The sequence below is a fragment of the Colwellia sp. KU-HH00111 genome, assembly GCF_040362745.1.
Classification (GTDB): Bacteria; Pseudomonadota; Gammaproteobacteria; order Enterobacterales; family Alteromonadaceae; genus Colwellia.
Map to the genome: position 1 here is coordinate 134,341 of NZ_BAABWO010000008.1, position 13,866 is coordinate 148,206.

Consider the following 13,866-nt stretch of genomic DNA (forward strand, 5'->3'; position numbering starts at 1 on the left):
GGTTTGGTTAATTAAGCCACTTTTTGTGCGCTAATTTGACTAGCAAGGTAATCGTCAAGCGTTCCCTCAAAGCTCACCAGTTTTTTCTCTTTTATGTCAATAATGCGAGTAGCCAAACTTGAAACAAACTCACGGTCATGACTGACAAAAATCAAGGTACCTTCAAAGTCTTTTAAGGCATTGTTTAAAGCGTCAATTGCTTCAATATCCATGTGGTTAGTTGGCTCATCCATGATCAAAACATTAATATCAGCCATCATTAACATGCCAAATAATAGGCGGTTTTTCTCACCACCTGAGCAGTTACGGGCTTTTTTATTCGCATCATCATCAGTAAACAGCAAACGCCCTAACATAGCCCTAACACTTAAATCATTGTGGCAAGGTCTGCGCCATTGCGACATCCAATCCATGAGTGTTAAATCATTCTCAAAAAAGGCACTACTATCTTGTGGGCAATAGCCTATAGAGGCATTTTCAGACCATTTAACCACACCTTGAGCACATGATAACTCATTCATTAAACAGCGTAAAAAGGTGGTTTTACCAACACCATTTTCACCTATTATCGCTAATTTTGCGCCCGCTGGTAGCAATAAGTCACCTTTTTCAAACAACATACCATCATCAAAGCCATGACCAATACCTTCAAGCTCTAGTGCTTGGCGGTGCATTTTTTTACCTGGTGCAAAAGCAATTTTAGGGGTAATACGGCTCGACGATTTCACATCATCAAGTTTAATTTTATCCATTTTTTTTGCACGAGAACTCGCTTGTTTCGCTTTTGAAGCATTTGCGCCAAAGCGATTAACAAAGTCTTGTAGCTCTGCAATTTCTTCTGCCTTTTTAGCATTTCCTGACAATAACTGTTCGCGTAATAAACTTGATTGCGCTATAAAGTATTCATAATTTCCCGGGTAAATACGCAGTTCGCCATAATCAATATCAGCCATATGGGTACAAACTGAATTAAGAAAATGTCGATCATGGGAGATAATGATCATGGTGCACTTTCGTTTATTTAACTCACCTTCTAACCAGCTAATAGTGTGGATATCCAAGTTATTGGTCGGCTCATCTAGTAATAATATATCAGGATTAGCAAAAAGAGCTTGTGCAAGTAAAACGCGTAGTTTCCAACCGGGTGCTACCTGTGCCATCAATCCAAAATGAAAAGACTCCTCAATACCGGCTTCAAGTAAAATTTCACCTGCTCGACTTTCTGCCGTGTAACCGTCCATTTCAGCAAATTGGCTTTCTAAATCACCAACTCGCATACCGTCAGCTTCGCTCATTTCAGCTTGAGCGTAAATAGCATCTCTTTCTTGTTTCACTTTCCATAATGCCTCATCACCCATAATTACAGTGTCTATGACGCTAAATTGTTCAAAAGCAAATTGATCTTGGCTCAATGTGCCAACCTTAATACCGGTGTTGATAGACACATTTCCTGAGCTTGGCGCTAACTCTCCACTCAAAATTTTCATGAAAGTAGACTTGCCACAACCATTAGCGCCAATCAGGCCATAACGGTTGCCATTGCCAAATTTAGCCGAGATATTTTCAAACAATGGTTCAGCACCAAATTGCATTGTAATATTAGATGTAGTGATCAAAAGGAGATTCCTGAATTTTTGCCAACAGTTATTGAATGATTGATTGCTAGGATAATGCAAATTACCAATTTAGGTAAAAAAACTAGTGCAGGAAACAACAAAAAAGACTCAAAATAATAAGGTCGCGCATTATACAGCAAATTCAAGACTAACTACAAATTCAAGACTATATAGTTTATCTTGATAATCCTATGCTGTTTTTTTCACCTGCCGTGTTATTGACTGTCTTAATAACTTCACTGGGCACATCAACGATAGAAAAACCTATAAAAATAACCTCTTATCGTAATATAAAGAGGAATATATTTTGCGATATATCAAAGTAGAAGCTAGACTCTTATGAAAGAATAGAATCTAGTGTTTGGTAGAGTTATCTGCCAATGTTACAGTGATACGATAAAATACATCACAAATTTAGCTTGATATTAACCTAAGTCAACAACCCAAAATGGAGAACTTTGTTGAAAGCAGTCCCAACAATACATTCTGAAAAGCTTGACTTAACTGCCGTTTATCAGTTTACCGGTGAACTAGCGCTTAACGACCTGCATAGCTATGTTGTGCTATTTCTTAAAAACATGAAAAAGTGTATTAAAGATCTAAACCAAGCGTTTGATTGCAATGATTTTGAAAAAATCAAAGTCGTTGCTCATAATATGAAAAGTGGCTCTTTATACTTAGGCGCTCAAGCATTAAGCAATTACTGTCGTGAGCTGGAATATGCAGCAATGGCTAGTCCACTTGAGCCTAAGTTAGTGAAATTGACAGGAGAAAAGGCTCTATCTGAGTTAAACGAGGTTATACATTTATTGGAAGCATGGAGTCAAAGTGTTAAAGAATTCAAAAAGTAATCATATTATTTTATATACCTGTGATATCGATGATGACAAGCTATTAATAGACACGCTTAATAATTTCAAATTGCGTGTTGTGGTAATTTCATCGATTCATGACATTAGTCTTCACATTAAAGAAGAAACCCCGAAAATAATATTTATTGCTGCCGAGCAGTTTCAAGAAACTCTGAGAGTGTATTTTGAAGCATTAGACGGTATCCATAATGCCACCCCCTGTGAACACCTCATTGTTTCACTCGTTTCACGTCATGATGAAAAAGAAGCATACGAAGCCTTTGCTGCTGGTATCATAGATGACTACCTTGTTTCACGACCGCTTTATGAGGCACATCGACCTTTGGTGATTTGTGAGCATTTGTTAAAAAGACTGGGGTTATGTTTTACCGAGGCCAATGGTGTTGATTTTATCAATCAAAACCAAAATTACTCAGAATATAGTAAAGCTATTATTGCCAAAGGCCTTGAACGCAAAGAAGAGCTGCGTCAAGATTTTGAGCAGAGCATTTCTAACATAGATCAGGCGCTAGATCGTGCCACCGAGCAAATTATTAGAGAACAAACAGCTAAACTTGATTTAGACTTACTAAAAAGTACGCTCTCAACAATTCGCTCTGACGAAATCAGGCCTGAGTTATTAAAAATTCAAGATAAAGCCTTAAGTTTATTACAAAAAGTTATCGTTAATGATCCTAACTTATTAACTGAGGAAGCACAGCAAACAGATACACCTGCTGATGTTGCTTCGGACAAAACTGACACTACAGAGGCCCCTGTCGTCAATCCTCCCCCATTAAATACTGATATATCTAAGGTTAAATTACCTCCTAACCTTTTACTTATTGAAGATGACCCGATGAGTATTCACACCACAACCTTATTATTTAAACCTTATAAAGTTAATGTAACTTCCGCCTATTCAGGTAGACGCGCGCTAATGCTGCTCAATCAACAAAAGTTTGATCTGGTGTTACTCGACATTAGTTTACCTGATACCAACGGATTGTACTTGCTAGATCAAATTAAAAAAAATGAAAGTCAAAATAGTGAAACCCCCTTTGTTATGCTGACCGGCGATAAAAACAAAAACACCGTAAAAAAAGCCATTCTTATGGGTGCAAAGGGCTATATCATTAAACCTATGTTTAAATCCACCATTATAAAATTATTCAAGCAGCATGACCTCCCATTGTACCTAGCATAAATATTCAGCCAGCCTAACATCAATTAGCCAATATTTTAGCTATCAGGGTTGTGCACATCTGGAAAAGCCTTTTTAGGCTTTGAAAACAGAAAACCTTGAAATAAGTCGACACCTAGTTTTTGCAAGGTATCTCGCTCTTCTATGCATTCTATTCCCTCAGCGATAACGGTGATGCCGGAGCGTTTTGCCATGGCGACAATTGCTCCTATGATATCTTGCTTCATGGGAGCTCTATGAACGCCTTGAATTAAACACATATCTATTTTAACAAAATCAGGTAGTAAAGAGACTAAGCTATTAAGACCAGAATAACCTTCCCCCAAGTCATCAACCGCCAATCGGTATCCCTGCTCTCTAATCAAGCGTAAATCATCTTGTAATTTACTACTATTACCCAAACTGGCCCGTTCAGTTACTTCCAATACAATTCTTGATGCCACTGTTAATAAAGGCTCACAGGCCTCAATTAATAAATCAGCACGAAGCTCTGAAGGATGAAGATTCACAAAGATAGTTTCTACTCGGTCGGGGTGACTTTTTAAAGTTTGTGCAACAAACTCTCGCACAGCATAGCCAACTTCAACAACACGTCCGATAACTTCAGCAGCAGCTAACAAGCGTAATGGTGTCGCTAGTTCAGGCTCATCGCAACGCAGTAAAGCTTCAAAGGCATAAATAGAACTATCACTACTACGAACAATGGGTTGAAACTCTACTCTAATTCTCGGTAAGGCTCGTTCAAATAATGCCGCTGTTGCTTTTACATCAGCGGTAAATTCATCGCCACCAAATCGAGAAGCGAGTAGCTTAGCACGCAATTGGTTAACTCGTCCGGTATCCACCGCTTTACGAATTGTGCTCACTAATTCTTTAGCACGAAAAGGTTTAATTAAGTAATCATAAGCATTAAGCCTAACAGCCTGTATAGCTGTTTCGACCGTACCTCCACCGGTAATAACCACAGTTGGTAGCTCTTGCCCTGAGACTCTCAATTCGTTCAACAACTCTAACCCATTGCCATCAACTAAAGACAAATCAGTGATCATGCCGTCATATTTTTGTTTTTCAATCGCCTTTCTAGCATCGGCTAAACTGTTAACCACTACAGGTTCAAAACCAGCATCTTTCAATATCCTGCGACACGCTTTAGCAACAGATAGATCATCTTCAACCAATAAAATTTGCTCTCCAAATGTATTTTCTGCGGGTGTGAGCTCTTCTGCTACTTCAACCTCTGCTGGCAACAAGCTTTGAGACCCAGTCTGATTAGCGATTTTACAACTGTTCTGATCAAGGTGAGAAAGAAGCACATCATTTCTAACGGGTTTGGTTAACACTGAGCATCGCCCACTATTAACAAACGTTTCACCTGCTTTATCAATAGCTCCTCCAGTGATCACCGTCACCCTATTAACGAGTTCAGGGTTATTACTTTCTAACCAATCAAAGAGTTCAATTGCACTACCATCAGTAAGGTTAAGATCACAAAGTATTACTACTGGCTGTAAACCTTTATTAATGGCTTCCTTAGCCAGAGTAAGCCCGTCGACTATTAAGACCTGATAATTACTCTTACTCAGTATTCTGCGATAGGCAATTTGAATAATTTCATCATCTTCAATGATCAAAACATCATTATTAACACCTGCTCCATCAGAAAAGCTTTGCTGTTGTTTGGCATTTGTTATTGCCGATCCTACAGCATTAAGTAACTGTTCACTTGATACCGGTTTCCATAATAATGTTAAATCCGGACGTTTTTCTGGTGTAACACTGCCATCGGTATAACCTGTTGTTAATAAAAAAGCTATTGTTGGAAAATTTTGCTTGGCATAATCAGCTACTTCATAACCAGTAGCGCCCGGCATCATCACATCACAAAAAACTAAACTATATTGCTCCCCCATCAATTTAAGCTGAGCAATGGCTTCAGTACCGGTTTCAACATCATCCACTTGATAGCCTGCATTCGTTAAAATTCGAACTAAGCCCATCCTTAATGAGTAATCATCTTCAGCTATCAGTACCTGGTGACCACGACCATTAAATGATGCGGTTTTACTGGGTTTTTTATGGGTGATTTTTTCACTACTGTAGGGTAATTCAACGGTGAAAGTTGATCCCTTGTCGAGTTTACTCTTCACCGACAGGGTGCCACCCGCTTCGTTAATTACGTTGTAGCATATTGCTAAACCTAACCCTGTTCCTTTGTTTTTGTCTTTAGTGGTAAAGAACGGGGCAAAAATATTCTCCTGGGTGCGTTGATCCATACCAGTACCTGTGTCTTGTACATTAAGTTCAACCATACAGGGCTTATCATCACTGGCATAATTCACCTTAAGCGAAATAGTTAACGAACCGCCTTGAGGCATAGCATCTCGAGCATTAACAACGAGGTTTAACAATACTTGATCAAATTGGACTGGATCAATTTTGACTAAAACAGGCTGCGGTGATAACTCCATGTTTAAATTGATGTTTTCATTAATTGTGCTAGCCAAAATTTTATTCATTTGAGTTAAACTTTCATTTAAATCAATCACCTTGTTTCTTACTGATCGCTGGCTAGAAAAAGTCAGTAATTGACTAGTCAACCCTTCTGCTCGTTTAGCTGCATTTAACACTTCTTTGATATCCGCTTTACTTTGCTTATCTTCAATACTGTCGTAAGCAAAAGTAGAGAATGAGGCTATCACTGCAATTAAGTTATTAAAATCATGGGCTATACCTGCTGCCAGTTGCCCCACCGCTTCCATTTTATGTGACTGTAGTAATTTTTCTTCAAGTTGCTTTTGATGGGTTACATCAAATACCGCACCTAACAATATTTGATTAGTTTGATCATATTGACCAACATCTAATAAGTATCGTTCCCCTTTACTTGGGTGTTGCCAGCGATATGTTATATTCCATTGTGTAAGCTTACCCATTTGAATTTCAGCCATTTTGTCACAGTATTTACTTCTATCCTGTGCATGAACATAGCTGGCATATATTTTAGGAGAGTTACATTCAAGCTTTGTTAGCCCGGTAATGTTTTCAGTATCTCCGGCAATCCAAGCATTTATAAAGCCTCCAACATCCTGTTTATCATATTCATAAAGGTAGAGAGGCAAATTATTTACAATACGCTGAAAACGGCTTAATAACTGTTTTGATGCAGCTTGCGAGGCAATATTAGCGGTTTGACGACGCAGTTGACTCAGCTCTGCTAAGGAACGGACTTTACATGCTACTTCCAATCGATCAATTGGTTTACTGATAAAGTCTACAGCACCGGCAGTTAGTGCTTCCACTTTTATTTTTCTATCTTCAAGTGCAGTCACAATCACTACCGCTAAACCAGGTATTCTTTTCTGGAGTGATAATTCGTTAAGCACTTCAATGCCAGACATTACTGGCATCATTAAATCAAGTAACACCACGTCAACTTCTTGAGTTGCAATAATATCTATGGCCTCTTTCCCGCTGCTAGCAAGTATAGGCTGATGCCCTTCATGGCTCACAAGATCGTTAAGCAAGCGACGATTCGTTGATTCATCATCAACAATCAATACTTTAGCGCATAAGTTGTTAGTCATTGGTGCTGGTGCTTGAAGCATCTTCTATCCTCTAATATCCTTGTTCTGTGTTATCACACTAACTCTAGCTGTTAGTATAGCCAAGTAGCTGTATTTTATTGCCTTATCACGATTATTTTTATTGGTCGATAGTATTTTGATAGGTAGATACTTTAGGAAGCAACATGGTAAAAGTACTCCCTTCACCTAATTCACTAATCAAGCCAAGAATACCACCATGCAAATTAACCAAATTTTCAACAATAACTAAACCTAAACCTGTGCCTTCATATTGACGAGTGACACCACCATCAATCTGTTCAAACGCATTAAACAACCGAGCCATATCATTTAAAGCAATACCAATACCGGTATCTTCAACGGCAATTTCGATATTATCTTCGCCATCAGTAGCACGAATCACCACCTGCCCTCCTGCAGGGGTGAACTTTATTGCATTTGACACCAAATTATAAAGACATTGGCGAAGTTTACGTTCATCAGCTTGTATCGTTTTAACGTTATTTTCATACTCGTAACTCAGGTTTATTTGTGCTGAATCAGCCATCTCTTGAAACACAAAGGTGATATTATTTAACAATACAGGAATATTAACCTCTGATATTACTAGTGACATTTTTCCTGCATCCAGTTTTGATACATCAAGCACATCATTGATTAATGACAGTAGGTGTTTACCGCTCGTTAATATTTCACTGACATATTCTATTTGGTTTTCAGGCATATCACCCAACACACCTCCATGTAAAGCTTCAGAAAAACCAATAATTGCATTTAACGGCGTACGTAATTCATGACTCATATTAGCCATAAACTCAGATTTTAACCGAGCCAATTGCTCTGCCTTGTCTTTGGCTTCAACTAACTCTTGCTCATCTTCCAGGCGAGCTGAGATATCTTGAACAATGGCAATGAACCGAGCCGGCTGTCCTGATGGGGCAATATATTGCAAATGAACTTCAACCGGTATTTCCTCTCCAGCTTTATTTTTGTGTCGCGATTGGAACAAGGTAGCATGACAAGGCCCGGCAATGAGCGGGGTTAATATTTCTCGGTATGCCTCAGCGTCGATATCTGAGCGAATGTCTACGGCTTTCATACTCAAGAGTTCACTTTGTTGATAACCTAAATAACGAATTGCTTGCTGGTTAACATAGAAAAACTTAAGCGTTTCAGGGTGAAACATAAACACCGCATCACCAATTAGATCCAAACTGGTTTTAAACTGATTAAGTTGCTCTTGAGCTTTAACTTTTTCGGTACTATCACTGACAATAGCAGTGAACATTTTTTCTCCCGAATACAAAAACTCACTCACAGCCAAAGACATTGGAAAGTGTCTGCCATTTTTTCGCTTACCAATAGCTTCTTGTTTAAGGTTCATCATTGAGCTTTGATCTACACTTAAGTGTCGCTCAATGTATTGATCATATTGAGCATGATGCGAATCTGGAATTAGTACATTTAGTTGTTGGCCTAAAATCTCATCTGCTGAATAACCAAATATGCTTTGTGCTGCATAGTTAAATGAGCAAATTTCTTTTTCTTTATTAATAGTCACTATACCTTCAGCAGCCGTTTTAACAATGCTTCTCACTAAGTCTTCATTACTTTTAAGCTCCCGTGTACGTTGCATAACTTTATCTTTAATTAAACGATGCTTCTGTCGGAGCACAACGACATAGAATGTGATGAATAAAGTTAATGTCAATGAAACAAACAACACTAACTTACTTGTTCTTGCTTGAGCGTTCGTAAAGTAAGTTTCACTTGGTTTGGCTATCACTGTCCATGTCCTACCACCTAAGATAAAAGTATCTTCTGTGTAGATACCTTGGCGTAATTGCTCAACTGTGATGATTGAGAGTGGATTATTTACTTGGTTAAATACGTCCGTATAGACAAATTGAGGCGCTGAGGATGAGGTTTCATCAAATAAATAAAGTTGATGATCCATAGAATAGCGTTGAGTTATACTTTCAAAGATGTTCTCAATACTAATTGCAAGAATTGCAAACCCCTTTAATTCACTCATACTTTGACGTTCAACACGCAAAGGAAGCACCTTATTATAAACGGCCAAAACCAGCAAAACACCAATATTGCCATTGCTTAATGGCACCAAATCTACTGGTTCACTCAGAACAGGCTCACCACTTTTAATCGCTAGTTCAAGTGCAAGAAGACGCTTGGTGTTTGACCCTAAGTCAAAACCTAATACCCCTGCATTTTCCTTATAAGGTGACACATGAGTTACCGGATAGTACTTAGCTCGCTCACCAGCAATTACCATATTCCCTTGAGGGTCTATTTCCGACAATTGAAATTGAGGATACCCTTGTGTTCGCATAGAATTTACATAGGCCTCTTTGTTTGCTAAAAGTAACTCCGGCGCCCAAGCAATCGCCTGAAACTTATTTTCACCGTGAATAATACCGTCAACAAAGCGCTGAATATTTTTGGTATTGATGACTGGCGCTTCTTGTATAAAAGCGCCAAGCGCACTCAATAAGATGAGTTGTTGTTCCACTAGAGATTCAATATCATGCATATGCGCTGAAGCATTATGCTTAAATCGGTCAACTTGTTCTTGGTTAACCAGCTTTTGTTCTAATAAAAAAAGTGCGCAAGAAACCGCTATTCCAGCTAGAAAAATAATAACAACGGGAATACTCCCCATTTTAGAGTGGTAAAAATCTTTCAAATTTAGGCAGTTAGAATTAAAACTTTATTTAATCATAGCCGTTATTTTGCAATTAGATAATTTTTATTTATATTTTCTGAACGAATAGCTGAGAATACTGCTGTCATGCTGTCAAAAAACCAACAGCAAACTTAACCCATTTAAACTGCTAAGCGAGTAATATGGCATTGGCTTAAATAAAAAGGAGCCGTGAAGTGACACACCTGCATTTTATGCTATTAATTTCAGAACAAAGGTTTTATTTCAACAATGAATCCCGTTAAAGTGTGCAATCATTAACTATTTAAGAGTATCGATCACATGGCACTACCTGTTCTTTATTCACTAAGAAATTGCCCTTATGCGATACGGGCGCGCATCGCAATTTTTAAATCACAACAGCCAGTAGCACTTCGCGATGTGATTTTAACTCGTAAACCACCTGCAATGATTAAAGCTTCAGCTAAAGCTACGGTGCCAATTCTAGTGTTAAATGAACCTAATACATTATCAGTTGAAAGAGGCAAAGATAGCGAAACGCGTAAAACTCATAAAGATAATACTTCACTAGTGATTGATGAAAGTTTAGACATTATGCTGTGGGCCCTTCAAGCATCAGATCCCCATGATTTACTACATAATTCTCAAGGTGAAATGCAACAGCAAATGTTAATACTCATCAACGATTTTGATGTGGAATTTAAGCGGCGGTTAAACGCTTATAAATGTGCAAAACGATACCATGAAACAAATTTAGCCGAATGTCGACAAGCCTGTGAAGAATATATCCTGAGACTTGAGCAACGCTTAACAGCACATGAATTCTTAATGTCTGAGCGAGAAAGCCTTGTTGATATAGCGCTACTGCCGTTTATACGTCAATTTGCACGAATTGAGCGTCAATGGTACTTACAATCACCATACCCAAAGGTTAAACAATGGCTTAATAATTATTTACAAAGCCCTATGTTTACTAAAGTTATGGCAAAATATCCATTATGGATAGAAAATGGCCAAGAAACCATTTTCGTTGGTGAGTAAGTATATGCATCAAAAATTAAAGTGCATGACTTGAAATAATTTTTGATATTTCTAGCATGGAAGATTTCCCAGTAAATTCAAATCTAACTTTACCTAACGCTGAAAAATATATTTCCAATTCCGCATCTAGATCGAATGTGCCCGATGTCTCTATAGAGTAAGCAACAATATTTTTATAAGGCAGAGAGGTGAAATCTTTTTTACTGCCGGTAATGCCTTGTACGTTTACTGATATTATTCTTTTGTTGGTAAATACCACACCATCACGCATCGTTTTAAAGGCATCAACTACTTCTTCACCTTCTAACAATAGTTCGGTTACTTTTTCAGCATAATCAATATCTTGTTTTAGCTTGAAAATATCTTTGTTATTAAAATCAATCATCGGATTTCCTTGAGTTCCTTTGTGGTTAAAGGATAATTAGTTACTTATTTCACATGTAAAAAACAATTGTTTTGCTCCTGCACATGTCCTGCTCAACCTAATTTAATACCTTTATACGCATTTAGTAAATAAATCTTTTTTACTATAGCCTAAACGCATTACTTACAATAACCTTGTGCCGTTGTTGGAGTCATACTTTGGCAACAGCTTATAAAAACTAAAAAAGCCTGAATAAGTTAATATTCAGGCTTTTGCTATCATCTTTATTTTTCAGAAATTTAGTGACAAGAATTTTACTTCTTAGCCAATTTCTCTTTGATACGTGCAGATTTACCTGAACGTTCACGAAGATAGTAAAGTTTCGCTTGACGAACATCACCGCGACGTTTCACTTCAATTGAGTCAACAATTGGGCTATGTGTCTGGAATACACGTTCTACACCAACACCGTTCGATATTTTACGAACAGTGAAAGCTGAATGTAAGCCACGGTTTTTAACAGCAATAACAACACCTTCAAATGCTTGAAGACGTGATTTATCACCTTCAGTAACTTTTACTTGAACTACAACTGTATCACCAGCGGCGTATGCAGGTAGATCTTTTTTTAATTGCTCTTGTTCGAGCATTTCAATAATTTTACTCATAATACCTTCTTCCTAGTATGCACAGTCTAAGTGGATCATGTTCGCTTTTTAATATCAGCCAACATTTTTTCCTGCTCATCTGTCAGAGCTAGGTTAATTAATAATTCTGGTCTTCTGGTCCATGTTCTCATTAGAGACTGCTCTTGGCGCCATAAACGTATGTGTTCGTGATTTCCACTTAACAAAACTTTTGGTACTGACATTTCATCCCCATTTGAGGTGGTCAATACTTCTGGCCTAGTGTAATGAGGACAATCTAATAAACCGTTAGAGAAAGAGTCTTGCTCTGCTGATTCTTTATGCCCCAATACGCCCGGCACTAATCGTGCTACGGCATCAATTACATTCATTGCCGGTAGTTCCCCACCACTTAAAATGTAATCGCCAACCGACCATTCTTCGTCAATATCTGACATGATTAGTCGTTCGTCTATACCTTCATAACGACCTGCAATAAAAATCAGGCAGTTATCTTGTGCTAATTCACTAACACCTGTTTGGTCCAGTTTACGTCCCTGCGGCGACAAATATATGACTTTCGCTTTTCTACCACTGGCTTCTGCTGCTTTTCGCGCAGAATAAATGGCATCCCTTAGTGGTTGTACCATCATCAACATCCCAGGACCACCGCCATAAGGACGATCGTCAACTGTGCGATGTCGATCATGAGTAAAGTCTCTTGGGTTCCACTTATGAAACTCAATTAACCCACCGCGGATCGCTCGGCCTGTCACCCCATACTCGGTAATAGCGTCAAACATTTCGGGAAAAAGGCTTATGACCCCTATCCACATTTTGCTCTTTTCTTTCATTGTAGTATGAGTACAAGAATCGACACTAGTCACAAGTTAAAAACCTGGGTCCCAGTCAACACAAATTTGGTTATTTTCTCTGCTTACCGACTCAATAACTTGCTCTAAAAGATAAGGAATTAACCGCTCTTTTTTACTAAAGCCATCGTTAAGGTTTGCTTTTACAACCAGTACATCGTTCGCGCCTGTTTCCATCATATCGGTAACAATCCCTAGATCGTAACCTTTGTTGGTAACCACATTCATGCCGATTAAATCACGCCAGTAAAATTCACCTTCGGGTAAATCTGGCAATGACTTTTCACTGGTCAATATTTCAGAGCCAACTAATGCTTGCGCTTCGTCTCTGTCGTCAATATTGCCCACTTTCACAATCAAACCTTTATTGTGTTTGCGCCAATCAGTAACTTCTACTGCTTGCGTCTTATTTCCTAATTTTAATGACCAAGGAAAATAGTCAAGTATAGCTTCAAGTTCATCAGTGAATGAATGAATTTTCAACCAACCTTTGATACCGTAAACTGCGCCTACTTTACCTAAGATAATTTGATTTTCTTTATTCATAACAACTCACAACAAAATTCTATGTCTACACTTTTACTTACTAAGTAACTTAATTAAGCCGCAGTTTGTGCGTCTTTAACTAACTTAGCCACACGATCAGATACACCAGCACCCTGACCAACCCAATGGTTGATACGGTCTAGGTCTAAGCGTAATTTTTCAGCTTGACCTTGTGCTGTTGGGTTGAAGAAACCAACTTTCTCGATGAAACGACCATCGCGAGAGTTACGGCTATCTGCAACAACAACCTGATAGAATGGACGCTTTTTAGCGCCACCACGAGCTAAACGAATGGTAACCATATCGCCCTCTTATATTTTAGTGTTAAAACGGATTTTTCCAGACACTTCTTGCCGCTAAGCGACAGAAAAGCTCGCGTATTCTACGCTTTTAACGAACAAATGCAAGTATTGTTTGAAATCTCTACCTGATTTACAAGATAAAAAGCCTTAGTATTATCTACCAAGGCTTTAATTTAT

Annotated in this window: 11 protein-coding genes; 3 read left to right on the top strand and 8 right to left on the bottom strand. The window is 38.3% G+C overall.

Annotation, left to right across the window (positions count from 1 at the left end):
• Positions 1-11 precede the first annotated feature (11 nt).
• Positions 12-1,616, bottom strand: a complete 1,605-nt coding sequence (locus ABXG98_RS15150; RefSeq protein WP_353539532.1) for an ABC-F family ATPase — start codon at positions 1,614-1,616, stop codon at positions 12-14.
• A gap of 458 nt (positions 1,617-2,074) precedes the next feature.
• Here ABXG98_RS15150 and ABXG98_RS15155 point away from each other — a divergent pair, with 458 nt between their 5' ends.
• Together ABXG98_RS15155 and ABXG98_RS15160 are read left to right on the top strand one after the other, a co-directional pair.
• A complete protein-coding gene (locus ABXG98_RS15155; protein ID WP_353539533.1) occupies positions 2,075-2,467 on the top strand; it encodes an Hpt domain-containing protein in 393 nt (130 codons plus the stop codon).
• Complete coding sequence (locus ABXG98_RS15160) at positions 2,445-3,674, top strand: response regulator (protein WP_353539534.1); 1,230 nt, start codon at positions 2,445-2,447, stop codon at positions 3,672-3,674. The genes ABXG98_RS15155 and ABXG98_RS15160 overlap by 23 nt, the downstream gene beginning before the upstream one ends.
• A gap of 35 nt (positions 3,675-3,709) precedes the next feature.
• Here ABXG98_RS15160 and ABXG98_RS15165 read toward each other — a convergent pair whose 3' ends face one another.
• Both ABXG98_RS15165 and ABXG98_RS15170 read right to left on the bottom strand, forming a co-directional pair.
• A complete protein-coding gene (locus ABXG98_RS15165; RefSeq protein WP_353539535.1) occupies positions 3,710-7,276 on the bottom strand; it encodes a response regulator in 3,567 nt (1,188 codons plus the stop codon).
• Between the two features lie 97 nt (positions 7,277-7,373).
• Positions 7,374-9,959 (bottom strand): PAS domain S-box protein, encoded by a 2,586-nt coding sequence (locus ABXG98_RS15170; RefSeq protein WP_353539536.1) that lies wholly within the window; start codon positions 9,957-9,959, stop codon positions 7,374-7,376.
• Positions 9,960-10,259: 300 nt separating this feature from the next.
• Here ABXG98_RS15170 and ABXG98_RS15175 point away from each other — a divergent pair, with 300 nt between their 5' ends.
• A complete protein-coding gene (locus ABXG98_RS15175; protein ID WP_353539537.1) occupies positions 10,260-10,979 on the top strand; it encodes a glutathione S-transferase in 720 nt (239 codons plus the stop codon).
• Positions 10,980-10,995: 16 nt separating this feature from the next.
• Here ABXG98_RS15175 and ABXG98_RS15180 read toward each other — a convergent pair whose 3' ends face one another.
• From ABXG98_RS15180 to rpsP, 5 genes are all read right to left on the bottom strand, one after another.
• The gene (locus tag ABXG98_RS15180) at positions 10,996-11,364 is read right to left on the bottom strand and encodes a PH domain-containing protein (protein WP_353539538.1); all 369 of its coding nucleotides are present in this window, start codon (positions 11,362-11,364) and stop codon (positions 10,996-10,998) included.
• A gap of 293 nt (positions 11,365-11,657) precedes the next feature.
• Positions 11,658-12,011, bottom strand: a complete 354-nt coding sequence (gene rplS / locus ABXG98_RS15185; RefSeq protein WP_353539539.1) for a 50S ribosomal protein L19 — start codon at positions 12,009-12,011, stop codon at positions 11,658-11,660.
• Positions 12,012-12,046: 35 nt separating this feature from the next.
• Positions 12,047-12,805 (bottom strand): tRNA (guanosine(37)-N1)-methyltransferase TrmD, encoded by a 759-nt coding sequence (gene trmD, locus ABXG98_RS15190; RefSeq protein WP_353539563.1) that lies wholly within the window; start codon positions 12,803-12,805, stop codon positions 12,047-12,049.
• A 54-nt stretch (positions 12,806-12,859) separates the two neighbouring features.
• Entirely contained in the window at positions 12,860-13,387 is a 528-nt protein-coding gene (rimM, locus tag ABXG98_RS15195) for a ribosome maturation factor RimM (RefSeq protein WP_353539540.1), read from the bottom strand.
• Positions 13,388-13,440: 53 nt separating this feature from the next.
• Positions 13,441-13,689, bottom strand: coding sequence for a 30S ribosomal protein S16 (gene rpsP / locus ABXG98_RS15200; protein WP_353539541.1), 249 nt, complete (start codon positions 13,687-13,689; stop codon positions 13,441-13,443).
• Positions 13,690-13,866: the final 177 nt, after the last annotated feature.